Consider the following 16,052-nt stretch of genomic DNA (forward strand, 5'->3'; position numbering starts at 1 on the left):
TACTCCAAACACTCCTACTCGGCGGGCGGGCAAGGTCTGTCCCGATGAGTCTTGTCGTGCCGTGTTTCCTGCCAGTGGCCCGTTGACCGTGACTATCCCTCAGTCCACGTCGAAGAGGTGGATATGTCCCGCCGCCGTCCCGAAACCGCCACCAACGGCTCCAGGCACCCGGCCTGCGGCCGCACTCGCCAGTCCGCGCTGGCCATTGGCATTCTGCTCGCCATCGGACTTACCACGGCCGATGAAGGTCCCTCCTCCGACCAGCCCCCGCCTGGCGACCCCTCGGCCTACACCGATCAACCGAAAAAAGCCGGCGATACGCGAAAGATCCTCAAGGGCCTGCCACCGGCCAACCAGGGTGCCTTCGAGCAAGCCGGCGGAGTGAAAGGCAACCGGGCGACCGTACTGGCCGAGAATGTGTTGCCGCCCGGCCAGCAGACGGCCTTCAACATTCCCACCAATGGCCGGCCGAGCCCGCTGTTCAATGCCCAGCCCTTCAGCCAGCAGATGCTGCGCTTCGAAGCCTTCGGGCTGGAACCGCTGGACCCAAGCGCGCCGCCGCCCGCCGCGGGATTTCCTCAACCCAGCCTGGGCGCCGCGCCGGAGCAGGACCCTTCCAACCTCTATCGCAGCGGACCGTCGGGCCATGACCTCGACGCCTTCCTGGCGACCCCCGGTCTGTTCCCCTTCCCTGCCCAGTATTCCAATGTCGTGGACGGCAACCCTTGGAACGCCCTGGTCCGGGGTTTCCTCCATCGTCCGGTACTGGGTCCGGCGGAGGGACGGCCACCGGGCAAGGGGTGGTCGCACCAGCGCTGGGAAGAGTTCTACCCGCAACGGGACATCAAGACGGTGCAGGCCGGCGCCCGCGCCAATGGTGGCGTGCGCGACCACTACCAGCGGCACCGGTATGCCGAGGGTGAGTTCGCCCCGGGCGGGCTCTACTACAACACCGCCGGCCTGCCGTACACGAACGGCACCACCGCCGGCATCCAGCCACGTTTCCACCCCAACATGCCGGTGCAGGACCACAACGCCCTGTGGACCTTCGACGGCACCTTCCCGCCGAAACTGCTGATGGTGCGCTACGGCCAGCCGCTGCTGTTCCGTCATTACAACGCGCTGCCCATCGACCCGGCGGCTAACCGGGGTTTCGGCCTGCACACCATCACCACCCACGAACACAATGGCCACACCCCGGCCGAGAGCGACGGCTACACCAACGCCTTCTTCTTTCCCGGCCAGTACTACGACTACCGCTGGCCAATCCAGCTGGGCGGCTACGACAGCATCAACACCACCGCCAGCGACCCGCGCGCGGCCTTTCCCTGCGAGGCGGGCGAAACCCTCTGGGTAAACGACGAAAGTCCGGGCCTGAAAACCTGCCAGAGCGGCAGAATCCAGATTCGCGGCGACTGGCGCGAAACCATGAGCACCCACTGGTTCCACGACCACATGCTCGATTTCACCGCGCAGAACGTCTACAAGGGCAACGCGGCGATGATGAACTACTACAGCGCCGTGGACCGTGGCAACGAGGCCTTCGAAGACGGCATCAACCTGCGCTTCCCCAGCGGCACGGGCCTGTCGTGGGGTAACCGCGACTATGACGTGGACCTGCTGATCGCCGACAAGGCGTGGGATCAGCAGGGCCAGTTGTGGTTCAACCCCTTCAACACCGACGGCTTCCTCGGTGACCAGATCCTCACCAACTGGCTCTACAAGCCGTACTTCAACGTACGCGCCCGCAGCTACCGCTTCCGCATCCTCAACGGCTCGGTGTCGCGCTTCCTGAAGCTGGCCATCGTCCGCGAGGTCAAGGGTACCGGCGGCGAGCTCAAGGGGCCCAAGGGGGCGAACTATTCGTATGCGCGAGTCCCGTTCCACATGATCGCCAACGACGGCAACATCATGGAGCACGCGGTGCCGTTCGACGGCACGCTGGACCTGGACCACGACGGCAACTTCAAGGACCACTTCGGCGAATTGCCAAGCCAGGGCATCGCCGAGCGCTACGACATCATCGTCAACTTCGCCAAGGCGGGGATCCAGCCCGGCGACAAGCTGTACGTCGTCAACCTCCTGGAGCACGACACCGGCGAAGGCAGCAAGAAGGCCATCGCGCTGGCCGACGTCCTCTCGGAGAAGTACAAGCCGGTGCTCAAGCAGTCGAGCAAGGGGCTGATGTGGGACAAGGGCGACCCGGCCGTGGGCAAGTTCCTCGAACTGCGCGTGCAGCCCTACAGCGGCCAGGACCTGGCGATGAACCCGGCCGACTACGAACCCGCCAAACCGGGCAAGGCGGAAGGCAAGGTGATGATCCCGCTGACGCTGCATGCCGACGACCCCAGCGACCGCGTGCTGCTCAGCCAGGCGCGTCATCGCCGATTCGAGTTCGGCCGGTCCAATGGCACCGACGACGCCCCCTGGACCATCCGCACCGACGATATTCCCCTGGCCAACAATGCGCGCGGCTTCGCCATGGACCCCAGGCGCATCTCGGCCTCCCCGCAACTGGCCAGCGGCCCCATGCCGGCCGGCTACAGCGGCGCCGGCACCCTGGAGATCTGGAAACTGGAGACCGGCGGCGGCTGGAGTCATCCGGTTCACATCCACTTCGAAGAGGGCATCATCCTCAGCCGGGGCGGCAAGGCACCGCCGGAGTGGGAGAAATGGGCGCGCAAGGACGTCTATCGCATCGGCCGGGAAGAGGACAGCCTGAAGGAAGTGGAACTCGCCATTCGCTTCCGCGAGTTCGCCGGCACCTACATGGAGCATTGCCACAACACCCAGCATGAAGACACCTCCATGTTGCTGCGCTGGGACCTCGAGCACCCCGGCCAGGTCCAGTTGATGCCCACGCCGCTGCCCACCTGGGACGGCGTGAAGTACGTGAGCTCGGTGGCCTTGCCGACCTTCCGCGAAGGCGATGGCGTCGGCCCGCAAGGCACCGACAACGTCGAAGACTGAGCGCGCGAGGCCACCGGACGATGAACGGAAAGCTGCGCAGGAGGTTGGTCGCGGTCGCAGCCCTGGCCCTGCTCGGCGCGGCAATCGGCACCCGGATGCTGGCAGGGGGCTCCCCTCCCCTGCCGGCTGCAACATCGACCTGGGGCGCCAACTATTTCCCCAATACGCTGCTGACCAGTCACGAGGGGCGTCACCTGCGCTTCTTCGACGACCTGATCGACGGCAATGTGGTGCTGCTGAACTTCATCTTCACCAGTTGCGGCGATACCTGTCCGCTGGAAACCGCGCGCCTGCGCCAGGTGCAGAAAATCCTCGGCGACCGCGTGGGCCGGGATATCCACTTCTACTCCATCAGCATCGACCCGCTCCACGACACGCCAGCGGTACTCAAGGCCTATGCGGAGAAATTCCAGGTGGCGCCGGGCTGGCTCTTCCTGACCGGCGACTACGACGCGATCACCCAGTTGCGGGAACGTCTCGGGCTGCTGGCGCAAGGGGAAGAACCGGGCGATCTCAAACAGCACAACCTCAGCCTGATCATCGGCAACCAGGCCACCGGGCAGTGGATCAAGGCCTCCCCTTTCGAAAACCCCTACATCCTCGTCGACAAACTCGCCAACAGCCTGCAGAACTGGAAGCAGGACAACAGCCCCGCACCGGACTACACCCAAGCCCCCGCCATCCGCCCGCCCTCGACCGGGGAACAGCTGTTCCGCACCCGCTGCAGCGCGTGCCATACCATCGGCGCCCAGGCCGGTGAACTCAGTGCCCTTCGCAGCATCGGCCCGGACCTTCTGGGGGTGACCCGGCAACGGGACCCCGCCTGGCTGGCGCGCTGGATCAAAGAGCCGGACAAGCTGCTGGCGGAAGGGGATGAGCTGGCCAGCAGCCTGTTCCGGCAATACGACCAGGTACCCATGCCCAACCTCCGCCTGGCCGACTCCGACGTCCTGGCGCTGATGAAGTACCTGGAGGCGGAAGACCGGCGATTGGGACAAACGAAAAAAGTCCCATCCACGCCAAACTCCCACTGAGTCGGGAAAGTCCAGTCGCCGAGGTGCTGCTCCGCCTCATACGCCCAAATGCCGGGCTGGCGCATCCTCCAAAGCGGCAAAGCCTCGCCCCGCACGGAGAGCCGGGGTCAGCTCGGCTCCCCGCCCATCCCGCCCCATGCCGCCGTGCGCAAGGCCTGCGCAATATTCGAATTTCCATATATTTGATTTTCCATATATAAAGTAACCCCCAAATACCCCGCTCCGGCTTTGGCAGCCCCTTTCCGCCAGCCTTCGCGATGGGTGGATCGACAGAATCAGTAAACGCCGAGGCCGCCGTGGCTGACCCACTGACCCCCACCACCGTTTTCAAATGCCTGGCCGACGAAACCCGCGTGCGCCTGATGCTGCTCATCACCCGCGAGGAGGAGCTGTGCGTCTGCGAGCTGACCTGCGCCCTGGATGAGAGCCAGCCAAAGATTTCCCGCCACCTGGCGCAGCTGCGCACCTGTGGTTTGTTGGCGGATCGCCGCCAGGGGCAGTGGGTGTACTACCGCCTGCATCCCAACCTGCCGGACTGGGTACACAGCGTGCTGACGACGGTACTGGGGGCCAACACGCATTGGCTGAGCCCCGACTCGAAGCGGCTCGATGGCATGGGTGACCGCCCCGAGCGCGCCACCGCCTGCTGCTGAGCCCTAAGCCACTTGGCACACGGCCCACGTCGACTGGATCGGCCAGTTCGACGCTGGCCATTGATTTCACCCCTCTCCCGAGAACACGAGCATGAGCATCAAAGTCGGTATCAACGGTTTCGGTCGTATCGGTCGTCTGGCGCTGCGCGCCGCCTGGGACTGGCCGGAGCTGGAATTCATCCGCATCAACGACATCGCGGGTGACGCCGCCACCCACGCCCACCTGCTGAACTTCGATTCGGTACACGGCCGCTGGCACCATGAGGCCGGCGCCGAGGACGATTGCGTGGTGATCGGCGGCAAGCGCATCCAGGTCACCGCCAACAAGGCCATCGCCGACACCGACTGGTCGGACTGCGATCTGGTGATCGAGGCCAGCGGCAAGATGAAGACGGTGGCCGTACTCCAGGCCTACCTGGACCAGGGCGTGAAGCGTGTGGTGGTCAGTGCGCCGGTCAAGGAGCAAGGCGCATTGAACGTCGTCATGGGCGTCAACCAGCACCTGTTCAAGGCCGCCGAACATCGCATCGTCACCGCCGCTTCCTGCACCACCAACTGCCTGGCGCCAGTGGTCAAGGTGATCCACGAGAACCTGGGCATCCGCCACGGCTCCATTACCACCATCCACGACCTGACCAATACCCAGAGCATCCTCGACCAGCCGCACAAGGACCTGCGCCGTGCCCGCGCCTCGGGCATGAGCCTGATCCCCACCACCACCGGCTCGGCGACCGCCATTGCGGAAATCTTCCCCGAGCTGCGCGGCCGGCTGAACGGCCATGCCGTACGGGTGCCGCTGGCCAATGCCTCGCTGACCGACTGCGTGTTCGAGGTGGAGCGCGCCACCACGGCGGAAGAGGTCAACCAGCTGCTCAAGCGCGCCGCCGAGCATGAGCTGAACGGCATCCTCGGTTACGAGGAGCGCCCGCTGGTGTCCATCGACTACCGCACCGACCCGCGCTCGTCGATCATCGACGCGCTGTCCACCCTGGTGGTCAATGGCACCCAGGTGAAGCTCTACGCCTGGTACGACAACGAGTGGGGCTACGCCAACCGCACCGTCGAGCTGGCCCGGCTGGTCGGCCTGGCAGGCTGAAGGAGCGCGCGGCGATCATGAATGCGTTGTCAGGCCTCTCCACGGAAGTCCGCCAGTACCTGCTGGTCACCGGCAATTACTGGGCTTTCACCCTCACCGACGGTGCCCTGCGCATGTTGGTGGTGCTGCACTTCCACGCGCTGGGCTACACGCCGCTGCAGATCGCCGCGCTGTTCCTGTTCTACGAGATCTTCGGGGTCATCACCAACCTGGTGGGCGGCTACCTCGGCGCGCGGCTGGGGCTCAACCGCACCATGAACATCGGCCTCGGGATGCAGGTCGTCGCACTGCTGATGCTCACGGTGCCGGGGGCCTGGCTCACCCTCCCCTGGGTGATGGGAGCCCAGGCGCTGTCGGGGATCGCCAAGGACCTCAACAAGATGAGCGCCAAGAGCTCGATCAAGCTCCTGGTGCCGGACAGCCAGCAAGGCACCCTGTACCGGTGGGTGGCGATCCTCACCGGTTCGAAGAACGCGCTGAAAGGCGTGGGCTTCTTCCTCGGCGGCGCCCTGCTCGCGCTGCTCGGCTTCAAGGGGGCCCTCTTCGCCATGGCGACGGTGCTGGCACTGATCTGGCTTGGCAGCCTGGCAATGCTGAAGAAGGACCTCGGCAAGGCCAAGGCGAAGCCGAAGTTCCGCGACCTGCTGTCCAAGAGCCGGGCGATCAACATCCTCTCGGCGGCGCGACTGTTCCTCTTTGGCGCGCGCGATGTCTGGTTCGTGGTGGCGCTGCCGGTCTACCTGAGCACCGTCTTCGGCTGGGACTTCTGGCGGGTGGGCGGTTTCCTCGCGGCCTGGATCATCGGTTACGGCATCGTGCAGTCCCTCGCCCCGGCCATCACCGGCAAGCAGCGCGGCCAGGTGCCGGATGGCCGCGCGGCCTTCGTCTGGGCCGGCCTGCTGGCGGTGTTGCCCGCGGCCATCGCCAGCGGCCTTGCGGCAGGCTGGTCGGCCCAGGTGGTGCTGCTGGGCGGGCTGATGCTGTTCGGCGCGCTGTTCGCGGTGAACTCGTCGCTGCACAGCTACCTGATCGTGTCCTACGCCCAGGAAGACGGCGTATCGCTGGATGTGGGCTTCTATTACATGTCCAACGCGCTCGGCCGGCTGATCGGGACGCTGCTGTCCGGCTGGGTGTTCCAGGCATGGGGGCTGGAAGCCTGCCTGTGGATTTCGACGGCGTTCGTCCTGTCGGCCGCGCTCATCTCCATCGCCCTGCCCCGGCACGCCACCAGCCCGGCGCCCGGCGCCTGAGCCCGCCCGGCCTCAATCGTCGCGGCGCGGATAGAGCGGACTGCCGCAGCGGTCGCAGAAGGCCGCGGTCACGTCGTGCTCGGGCTTGGCGCAACTCGGGCAGGGGTGCTGGCGGCGCTCTCCCCCACGCAGTGCGGTGGCCAGCTCGGCACCGAAGATGCCCGTCGGCACGGCGATCACCGAGTAACCGGTGATCATCACCAGCGATGCCAGGGCCTGACCCAGTGCCGTCTTCGGCACCAGGTCACCGAAACCCACGGTGGTCAGCGTGACGATGGCCCAGTAGATGCTCTTGGGGATGCTGGTGAACCCGTTCTGAGGCCCCTCGATCGCGTACATCAGCGCACCGAAGACCGTCACCAGGGTGGCGATACAGACAAAGAACACCGTGATCTTCTGCTGGCTGCCGCGCAGCGCCGTGAGCAGAAAGTTGGCCTGCCGCATGTACGGGCTCAGCTTGAGCACGCGGAACACCCGGATCAGGCGCAGGACGCGGACGATCAGCAGGTACTGGGCGTCGCCGTAGAACAGGCTGATGAAGGCGGGCAGGATGGCCAGCAGGTCGATCAGGCCGAAGAAGCTGAAGGCATAACGCAGGGGCTTGGGCGAGCAGTACAGGCGCACGGCGTATTCGATGGCGAAGATCGCCGTGAACCCCCACTCCAGGCCCAGCAGCCAGGCGCCGTAGTCGCGGTGGATCTCCACGATGCTGTCCAGCATCACCACCACCAGGCTGGCCAGGATGCACAGCAGCAGCCAGTGGTCGAAGCGCTGCCCGGCCGGGGTGTCGGTGAAGAAGATGATGCGATGCAGGTGTTCGCGCAGGGGCTGCTGGTTGTTCATCTCAAGCGGTCCTTGTGTCGTACGGGACGACTGACGACGGGCACGGGGTCTGCCCAGAGCGTAGTGCCACAGGCGTCACGGTGCGCAAAAGCACCCTGGACCGCAAGCCTTTCGCTCGCGCAGTCGCAGCGGCCAGCGCGCGGCGAACCGGCGCAAGCGGCCGGTCACGAGGAGACCCTGGTCCGAGCGCAACTTCGCCCCACATCCCGCACGTCGCTGGGCTTCGCAGGCTCCGCACCCGCCTGCGAAATGCCTTCACGCGCCCCAGCCAGGCCACCCGACAAGGGGGGGGTGGGGAGTCGGACGCCCCAGCAGAATCCGCTGACGCGTTCCGACCCCTGGTCGCGCCCGACCCAAGGAGCATTCCCATGCTGTACGAATCGATCGACACCGCCGCCATCAACGACGAAGACCTGCCCTGGGTGCCCTTTGCGCCCTACAGCGACGAGGTTTTCGTCAAGTACATCAAGTGCGACCCGGTGCGCGGGGAAACCATCACCCTGCTCAAGTCGCCGGCCGGCATTACCATGCCCAAGCACCACCACTCCGGCACCGTGATCGTCTACACCATCAAAGGCGCCTGGAAGTACGTCGAACACGACTGGATCTCCAGGGAAGGCGGCGTGGTGTTCGAGACCGCGGGCACCCGCCACACCCCCGTCGCCCTGGGCGAGTACGGTGACGAGATCATCACCCTGAACATCGTCCAGGGCGACCTGCTGTACTTCGACGAGAACGACAACCTCTGCGCCATCGAGAACTGGAAGAGCGGCGTCGAGCGCTACCTGGCCTTCTGCGCGGCCAATGGCATCGCGGCCAAAGACATCACCAGCTTCGCCGTCTGACCCGCCACCCTGCCGGCCGCCGAGGCCGGCAGGCTCGTTCCAGAACAACACGACGGATGCCCCCATGATCAAGAAGCCTTGTCCGGGCGAGATCGCCCTGGCGGTCGGCGCGCTGCTCGGCAGCCCGGCGGCCGTGGCGCAGAACAGCCTGCCCTTCCCCCCGACGCCTTCCGCCAGTGAGGCCGGCCCCACCCTGCAGGAATCCCGGCACCAGAAGCGCCAGGAGCAGACGCACCTGCCGGCGGATGCGCCCAACATCCTGGTGATCATGCTCGACGACGCCGGCTTCGCCCAGGCCGATACCGTCGGCGGCGGCATCCACACGCCGACCCTCAGCCGCGTCGCCGACAGCGGCATCCGCTACAACGCCTTCCACACCACCGCCATCAGCTCGGCGACGCGCGCCGCGCTGCTCACCGGGCGCAACCACCACCGGGTGGGCAACGGCGTCATCGCCGAGCTGGCCACCGACTGGGACGGTTACACCGGGGAGATTCCCAAGAGTTCGGCGACCATGGCCGAAGTGCTCAAGCAGCATGGCTACAGCACCGCCGCCTTCGGCAAATGGCACAACACCCCGACCCACGACGCCACGGCGGCGGGGCCTTTCGATACCTGGCCCACCGGCTACGGTTTCGAGCATTTCTACGGATTCCTCGCCGGCGAGACTTCCCAGTACGAGCCACGCCTGTACCGCAATACCACGGCGATCGAACCGCCCCGCGAGCCGGGCTACCACCTCAGCGAGGACCTCGCCGAGCAGGCGGTGGACTGGCTGCACGAGCAGCAGAGTCTCGCGCCGGACAAGCCCTTCTTCCTCTACTGGACGCCGGGTGCCGTGCACGGCCCGCACCAGGTCAACGCGAGCTGGGCGGACAAGTACAAGGGCAAGTTCGATGGCGGCTGGGATCGCTACCGCGAAGAAACCTTCGCCCGCCAGAAGGCCCTCGGCTTCATTCCGCAGAATGCCCAGCTGACTCCACGCCCGGCCGAACTGCCGGCCTGGGACAGCCTCAGCCCCGAGCAGCAGCGCTACCAGGCCCGCCTGATGGAGGTCTATGCCGGGTTCATGGAACATGCCGACACCCAGGCCGGCAAGATCCTCGACGAGCTGGAACGCCAGGGCGAACGCGACAACACCCTGATCTTCTACGTGCTCGGCGACAACGGCGCCTCCGCCGAAGGCATGGAGGGCAGCATCAGCGAGCTGCTGGCGCAGAACGGCATCCCCTTCCCCAAGGAACAGCAGCTCAAGCTGCTCGATACGATGTACGGCGGCCTGCCGGCCCTGGGCAGCGCCAAGCTGGAGAGCATGTACAACGCCGCCTGGGCCTGGGCCGGCTCCGGCCCCTTCCCCGGCACCAAGCTGGTGGCCGGCTACTTCGGCGGCACCCGCACGCCGCTGGCGATCTCCTGGCCCAAGGGCATCGCCGCGGACAAGCAGGTGCGCAGCCAGTTCCACCATGTCAACGACATCGCCCCGACCGTCTACGACATCCTCGGCATCACGCCGCCGCCGTCGGTCAATGGCGTCGCCCAGGACCCGCTGGACGGTGTGAGCATGCGCTACAGCTTCGCCGAGGCCGGGGCCGCATCGCGCAAGCCGCCGCAGTACTTCGAGGTGTTGGGCAGCCGCGGCCTCTACAAGGACGGCTGGATGGCCTCGGTGTTCGGCCCGCGCAAACCCTGGGTGCAGGGCTTCTCCCAGTTCATGGGCTGGCAGCCGCAGAATGATCACTGGGCCCTGTACGACCTCGGCAGCGACTACTCCCAGGCCGTCGACCTGGCGGAGCAGCACCCCGAGAAGCTCGCCGAGCTCAAGGCCGAGTTCGACAAGCAGGCCAGGGCCAACCAGGTCTACCCCATCGGTGCGGGCCTGTATCCCTTCCTCGACCCGACGGTGCTGGCCGGCGACGGCCGCCAGGCGTGGCACTTCGACGCCCGCCTCAAGCGCCTGCCGGAATTCGCCGCCCCCAACCTGCGCAACCGCGGCAGCCTGGTGCGCGCCGAGGTCGAATTGCCGGAGCAGGCCAACGGGGTGATCTATGCCCTGGGTGGCATCAGCGGCGGTGTGACCCTCTACCTGGACCGCGGCCATGTGGTTTACGAGTACAACGCCATGGCCGTCGCCCGCATCCGGCTGCGCGCCGAGCGCCCACTACCCGCCGGGCCGGCGAACATCGAAGTGCAGACCCGGCCGACCGCCGCCAAGCCCGGTGCGCCGGTGGCGCTGAGCCTGCGGGTCAACGGCGAGGAAGTGGCCAGCGGCACCACGCCCTTCGCCCCGCCGCTGACCTTCACCGCCAGCGAGACCTTCGACGTCGCCGAGGATCTCGGCTCGCCGGTGGCACTGGACTATTTCGAGCGGGCGCCCTTCGCCTTCGACGGCACGGTGCGCGACCTGCATATCCGCTATATCCCCTGAAACCCGGGCCACGCCAGGCGTGGCCCCCGGAGACGACCATGGCCATCGCCGACCTGCACAACAAGAACGTCCTGATCACCGGCGCCGCCTCGGGCATCGGCCGCGCCGCCGCACAGGCCTTCGCCCGCCAGGGCGCCAGGCTGCTGCTGTGCGACATCGACGCGATCGGGCTGGAGGCGCTGCGCCAGCAGATCGCCGAGGCCGGCGGCACCTGCAGCACCTATCTGCTGGACGTCACCGACGCGACCGCCATGGCGGAACTGGCAGCGCGCATACACGCCACCCAGGGCACACTCGACGTGCTGGTCAACAACGCCGGCGTCGGCTACCTGGGGCGCTTCCTGGACAGCGACCTGCAGCACTGGCAGCGGGTGCTGGACATCAACCTGATGGGCGTCGTGCATGGCTGCCACTGCTTCATCCCGCGCATGGTGGAAGCCGGCGGCCCGCGCCAGGTGATCAACGTGGCCTCGGCGGCGGCGCTGTTCCCCTCACCCAGCATGGCCGCCTACGCGGCGTCCAAGCATGCGGTCTACGGCCTCAGCGAAGTGCTGAAGATGGAGCTGAGCGACACGGAAGTGCAAGTGACCACCCTGTGCCCCGGCGTGATCAACACCCCGATCGTGGCCGACCGTAGGAATATCGCCGCCTCGGTGAGCGCCGAACAGCTTGCCCGGCTGCAGGACTACTACCGCAGCAAGGGCTGCAGCCCGGACCTGGTGGCCGACAGCATGGTCCGCGCGGTACGCGATGGACGCGACCTGATCCTCGTCGGCCCCTTCGCCCGCCTGATCTTCCAGCTCAAGCGCCTGTCGGTGGGCCTGCTGCGCAGCCTCATGCTCAAGGACGCGCGCAAGATCGGCTACCTCTGAGCCAGGGCGGGCCATGAGCGACCTCCCGCCACAGGGCATGCACCTGATGGCCAAGCCCGTCGGGCCGATCTGCAATCTCGATTGCGACTACTGCTTCTACCTGGAGAAGGAGCGGCTGCATCCACCAAGCAACCGCTTTCGCATGCCCGACGAGGTGCTGCGGGCCTATGTGCAGCGCTACATCGCCGCCCAGAACAGCCCCGAAGTGGAATTCACCTGGCAGGGCGGCGAGCCCACCCTGCTCGGGCTGGCATTCTTCCAACGTGCCTGCGCCTACCAGCGCGAGTTCGCCAACGGCAAGGTGATTCGCAACACCCTGCAAACCAACGGCACCCTGCTCGACGACGCCTGGTGCGCCTTTCTCGCGCAGGAAGGCTTCACCGTCGGCCTCAGCCTCGATGGCCCACGGGCGCTGCACGACCTGCATCGGCCGGACAAACGCGGCCGCTCCAGTTTCGACCAGGTCATGCGCGGCCTGGCGCTCTTGCAGAAACACGCGATCCCCTACAACGTGCTGGTGACCGTGACGCGCGAAACCGCCCGGCAGCCGCTGGCGGTCTATCGCTTCCTCAAGGAAGCCGGCGTGCGCCACATCCAGTTCAACCCGGTGGTCGAGCGCCTGCCGACACCGTCGGACGCGTCACGCGGCCAGGCTTTCGCCACCCCGCCCGAGCTGCGCCTGCGGAATCTGCAGGCACCCACCGCGCCGGTGACGGCGCAAAGCGTCGAAGCCGAGGCCTATGGGGAATTCCTCGTCGCCATCTTCGACGACTGGGTACGCCACGATGTCGGCAGCGTCCATGTGATGAACTTCGAGTGGGCGCTGGCCGCCTGGTGCCAACTGCCGGCCAGCGTCTGCCTGTTCGCCCCGCGTTGCGGCAAGGCGGCGATCGTCGAGCACGATGGCAGCCTGTACGCCTGCGACCACTACATGTACCCGGAATACCGCCTCGGCGACATCCGCCAGCAGGACCCGGCCGAGCTGCTCGCATCCCCCGCCCAGCAAGCCTTCGGCGCGGCGAAGGAAGAGACGCTGCCGGACTATTGCCGCCGCTGCGACTATCGGTTCGCCTGCCACGGCGAGTGCCCGAAGAACCGCTTCATCGAAACGCCGGATGGCCAGCCGGGGCTCAACTACCTGTGCGCGGGCTACAAGCGCTATTTCCGCCACATCACGCCCTACCTCAATGCCATGGCCAAACTGATCGCCCACGGCCAACCCGCCGAGTTGATCATGCAAGCCTTCAACGGTCCGCTGCTGATCACGCTTTAGGCACGTCGCGCGCATTCCCGTACAGCGCCAAGCCAGCGTGCGCCGCCACACGCCCTCACATCACGAGCAAGGGGAAGCGGCCAGACGCCGTTCTGCGTTCGTAGATCCGGATGCAATCCGGGAGCGGCGGCTGGAATTTCCCCGGATTTCATCCGGGCCACCGGTTGCGGCGAGTGCCGTGCAGGGCAGAAGCATTTAGGCTCCGCACGGCCTCGCCGCCCGCCGTCAGGGCGCCGTTCTGCGTTCGTAGCCCGGATGCAATCCGGGAGCGGCGGTTGGAATTTCCCCGGATTTCATCCGGGCCACCGGTTGCGGCGAGTGCCGTGCAGGGCAGAAGCATTCAGGCCCTGCACGGCCTCGCCGCCCGCCGTCAAGGCGCCTTTTTGAGCAGGAAATGCGACAGGGCCGGGATCAGCACCAGCGCACCGACCATGTTCCAGATGAACATGAAGGTGAGCAGGATGCCCATGTCGGCCTGGAACTTGATCGGCGACCAGGCCCAGGTCACCACGCCGGCGGCCAGGGTGACGCCGACCAGGGCAACCACCTTGCCGGTGAAAGCCACCGCATTGCGGTAGGCCACCGCCAGCGGCATGCCGGCACGTTGCTGGGCCAGTTGCACGCTGAGCAGGTAGAGGGCGTAGTCGACACCGATGCCGACGCCGAGGGCGATCACTGGCAGGGTGGCAACCTTCACCCCCATGCCCAGCCAGACCATCAGCGCTTCGCAGAGTATCGAGGTGAGCATCAGCGGCAGCACGGCCACCAGTACCGCGCGCCAGCTGCGGAAGGTCACGAAGCACAGCAGGATCACCGCCGCATAGACGTAGAGCAGCATGGTCCGGTTGGCCTCGCGCACCACGATGTTGGTGGCGGCCTCGATCCCGGCGCTGCCGGCGACCAGCAGGAACTGGCGTTGCTCGGTGCTGTGTTCGCGCGCGAAGCCCTCGGCCACCTGGATCATGTGATCGAGGGTTTCGGCCTTGTGGTCCTTCAGGTAGGCCACCACCGGCATCATCGAGCAGTCGGTGTTGAACAGCTCCGGGTTATTGACCGAGGCCTGCTGGGCGCCGTAGTTCAGCACATTCTGGTTGCGCGCGATGGTCAGCCACTTGGGGTTGCCCTCGTAGGAGCCGGCGGTGATCTGGCGCACCGCGTCGACCAGCGAGACGGTGGTCTGCACCCCGCCCTGCTGCTGCAGGAGCCAACCCAGGCGATCCGCCTCGACCAGGCTCTCGTACTTCAGGCAGCCTTCGTTGGGCGTCTTCAGCATCACCGCGAAGAGGTCGCTGGACAGCGAGTAGTTCGCGGTGATGTAGGCATTGTCGAGGTTGTAGCGCGAGTCCGCCCGCAGCTCGGGCGCACCGGGGTCCAGGTCGCCGATCTTCAAGTTCAGGCTGACGGCGAAACCGGCCACCGCCAGGACCGCGGCCACCGCCAGGGTGACCGTCGCCCAGCGCCGCTCGGTGAAGCGGTCCAGCCAGCCCCAGAGCGCCCCCAGGCCCTTGCCGCGCACTTCCTCGCGCTCATGCCGCAAGCTGCGGGCGGCGGCGCCTTCGCTGACGCCCAGGTAGGACAGCAGCACGGGCAGCAGCACCAGGTTGGTGAAGATCAGCACCGCCACGCCGACGCTGGCGGTGACCGCCAGGTCCTGGATGACCGGGATGTCGATCAGCATCAGCACGGCAAAGCCCACCGCGTCGGCCAGCAGCGCGGTGAGCCCGGCGAGGAACAGGCGGCGGAAGGTGTAGCGCGCGGCCACCAGTTGGTGGGTGCCGCGCCCCACGTCCTGCATGATGCCGTTCATCTTCTGCGCGCCGTGGGACACGCCGATGGCGAACACCAGGAACGGCACCAGGATGGAGAACGGGTCCAGCGCGTAGCCGAACAGCGCAACCAGGCCCAGTTGCCAGACCACGGCGATCAGCGAGCAGCAGACCACCAGGGTGGTGCTGCGCACGCAACGGGTGTAGGCGTAGATGATGAGGGTGGCGATCACCGCCGCGGCGGCGAAGTACGCCATGACCTGCAGCAGGCCGTCGAGCAGGTCGCCGATCAACTTGGCGAAGCCGATGACGTGGATCCTGACACCGCCCTCCTGCCCCTCGTAGCGGGCCCGGAACTTGTCTTCGATCACCCGGGAGAAGGCGTGGTAATCGATGGCCTGGCCGCTGACCGGGTCTTTTTCCAGCAACGGCACGAAGATCATGCTGGAGCGGAAGTCGTTGCCCACCAGGCTGCCGACGATGCCGGACCGGGCGATGTTCATGCGCAGCTGTTCGACACCGGCCGGCGAGCCGTCATAGGCGTCGGGCATGACCGGGCCACCCTGGAAGCCCTGCTCGGTCACCTCGGTCCAGCGCACGGCCGGCGTCCACAGCGACTTCATCCAGGCGCGGTCGACGCCGGGTGTCACGAACAGCTCGTCGTTGACCTCCTTGAGCACCTGCAGGTAGGCGGGATCGAAGATGTCGCCACGGGTGTTCTCCACCACGACTCTCACGGCGTTGCCGAGGCCGCGCAGCGAGTCGCGGTTCTCCAGGTAGTTTTTGATGAACGGCTGGCTCTGCGGCAGCATCTTCTCGAAGCTGGCGGTCAGGGTCAGGCGGGTCGTCGCCCCATAGCCCAGCGCGAGGGTGACCAGCACGCAGGTCAGCACCACCAGCAGGCGATGGTTGAAGATGATGCGCTCCAGCAGGCTGCCGGAGCGCGGGTCGAACCCCCGCAGCTCCCGCACCACCGGCATGCTGTCGTGCTCGTAGTTACCCATGTGTGTGTCTCTCTGATAACG

Annotated in this window: 11 protein-coding genes; 9 read left to right on the forward strand and 2 right to left on the reverse strand. The window is 66.6% G+C overall.

All coding sequences use genetic code 11. The annotated features are described in order from the left end of the window. The first annotated feature begins 123 nt into the window (after window positions 1–123). From PJW05_RS15735 to arsJ, 5 genes are all read left to right on the forward strand, one after another. Window positions 124–2,970: a multicopper oxidase domain-containing protein gene (locus PJW05_RS15735; protein WP_271407944.1), complete on the forward strand. Its 2,847-nt coding sequence runs from the start codon at window positions 124–126 to the stop codon at window positions 2,968–2,970. A gap of 20 nt (window positions 2,971–2,990) precedes the next feature. Then, window positions 2,991–4,004, forward strand: coding sequence for an SCO family protein (locus tag PJW05_RS15740; RefSeq protein ID WP_271407945.1), 1,014 nt, complete (start codon window positions 2,991–2,993; stop codon window positions 4,002–4,004). Between the two features lie 296 nt (window positions 4,005–4,300). Continuing rightward, window positions 4,301–4,657 carry a metalloregulator ArsR/SmtB family transcription factor gene (locus PJW05_RS15745; RefSeq protein WP_271407946.1) on the forward strand — a complete coding sequence of 119 codons (357 nt, stop codon included), beginning with the start codon at window positions 4,301–4,303 and terminating at the stop codon, window positions 4,655–4,657. Between the two features lie 91 nt (window positions 4,658–4,748). Continuing rightward, window positions 4,749–5,753 carry an ArsJ-associated glyceraldehyde-3-phosphate dehydrogenase gene (locus tag PJW05_RS15750; protein ID WP_271407947.1) on the forward strand — a complete coding sequence of 335 codons (1,005 nt, stop codon included), beginning with the start codon at window positions 4,749–4,751 and terminating at the stop codon, window positions 5,751–5,753. Between the two features lie 17 nt (window positions 5,754–5,770). Next, window positions 5,771–7,003, forward strand: a complete 1,233-nt coding sequence (arsJ, locus tag PJW05_RS15755; protein ID WP_271407948.1) for an organoarsenical effux MFS transporter ArsJ — start codon at window positions 5,771–5,773, stop codon at window positions 7,001–7,003. A 12-nt stretch (window positions 7,004–7,015) separates the two neighbouring features. On the opposite strand, the gene PJW05_RS15760 is transcribed toward arsJ, so the two are convergent. After that, entirely contained in the window at window positions 7,016–7,846 is an 831-nt protein-coding gene (locus PJW05_RS15760) for an ion transporter (RefSeq protein ID WP_271407949.1), read from the reverse strand. Window positions 7,847–8,214: 368 nt separating this feature from the next. On the opposite strand from PJW05_RS15760, the gene PJW05_RS15765 reads away from it, so the two are divergent. The 4 genes from PJW05_RS15765 (at window position 8,215) to PJW05_RS15780 (ending at window position 13,261) form a co-directional block, all read left to right on the forward strand. After that, a complete protein-coding gene (locus PJW05_RS15765) occupies window positions 8,215–8,691 on the forward strand; it encodes a 2,4'-dihydroxyacetophenone dioxygenase family protein (RefSeq protein WP_271407950.1) in 477 nt (158 codons plus the stop codon). A gap of 64 nt (window positions 8,692–8,755) precedes the next feature. Further along, window positions 8,756–11,116: an arylsulfatase gene (locus tag PJW05_RS15770; RefSeq protein ID WP_271407951.1), complete on the forward strand. Its 2,361-nt coding sequence runs from the start codon at window positions 8,756–8,758 to the stop codon at window positions 11,114–11,116. 38 nt (window positions 11,117–11,154) lie between these two features. Further along, on the forward strand, window positions 11,155–11,988 hold the full coding sequence (locus tag PJW05_RS15775) for an SDR family NAD(P)-dependent oxidoreductase (RefSeq protein ID WP_271407952.1): 834 nt from the start codon (window positions 11,155–11,157) through the stop codon (window positions 11,986–11,988). A 13-nt stretch (window positions 11,989–12,001) separates the two neighbouring features. Continuing rightward, window positions 12,002–13,261 carry an anaerobic sulfatase maturase gene (locus PJW05_RS15780; RefSeq protein ID WP_271407953.1) on the forward strand — a complete coding sequence of 420 codons (1,260 nt, stop codon included), beginning with the start codon at window positions 12,002–12,004 and terminating at the stop codon, window positions 13,259–13,261. Between the two features lie 370 nt (window positions 13,262–13,631). Here the strand turns inward: PJW05_RS15780 and PJW05_RS15785 are convergent, their stop codons facing one another. After that, entirely contained in the window at window positions 13,632–16,031 is a 2,400-nt protein-coding gene (locus PJW05_RS15785; RefSeq protein ID WP_271407954.1) for an efflux RND transporter permease subunit, read from the reverse strand. Between the last annotated feature and the right edge of the window lie 21 nt (window positions 16,032–16,052).

This window comes from Pseudomonas sp. Q1-7 (genome assembly GCF_028010285.1).
Lineage (GTDB): Bacteria > Pseudomonadota > Gammaproteobacteria > Pseudomonadales > Pseudomonadaceae > Metapseudomonas.

Coding starts and splice junctions, on each gene's coding strand:
- PJW05_RS15735 (WP_271407944.1), top strand. CDS start 124: ATGTCCCGCCGCCGTCCCGAAACCGCCACCAACGGCTCCAGGCACCCG.
- PJW05_RS15740 (WP_271407945.1), top strand. CDS start 2,991: ATGAACGGAAAGCTGCGCAGGAGGTTGGTCGCGGTCGCAGCCCTGGCC.
- PJW05_RS15750 (WP_271407947.1), top strand. CDS start 4,749: ATGAGCATCAAAGTCGGTATCAACGGTTTCGGTCGTATCGGTCGTCTG.
- arsJ (WP_271407948.1), top strand. CDS start 5,771: ATGAATGCGTTGTCAGGCCTCTCCACGGAAGTCCGCCAGTACCTGCTG.
- PJW05_RS15760 (WP_271407949.1), bottom strand. CDS start 7,846: ATGAACAACCAGCAGCCCCTGCGCGAACACCTGCATCGCATCATCTTC.
- PJW05_RS15765 (WP_271407950.1), top strand. CDS start 8,215: ATGCTGTACGAATCGATCGACACCGCCGCCATCAACGACGAAGACCTG.
- PJW05_RS15770 (WP_271407951.1), top strand. CDS start 8,756: ATGATCAAGAAGCCTTGTCCGGGCGAGATCGCCCTGGCGGTCGGCGCG.
- PJW05_RS15775 (WP_271407952.1), top strand. CDS start 11,155: ATGGCCATCGCCGACCTGCACAACAAGAACGTCCTGATCACCGGCGCC.
- PJW05_RS15780 (WP_271407953.1), top strand. CDS start 12,002: ATGAGCGACCTCCCGCCACAGGGCATGCACCTGATGGCCAAGCCCGTC.
- PJW05_RS15785 (WP_271407954.1), bottom strand. CDS start 16,031: ATGGGTAACTACGAGCACGACAGCATGCCGGTGGTGCGGGAGCTGCGG.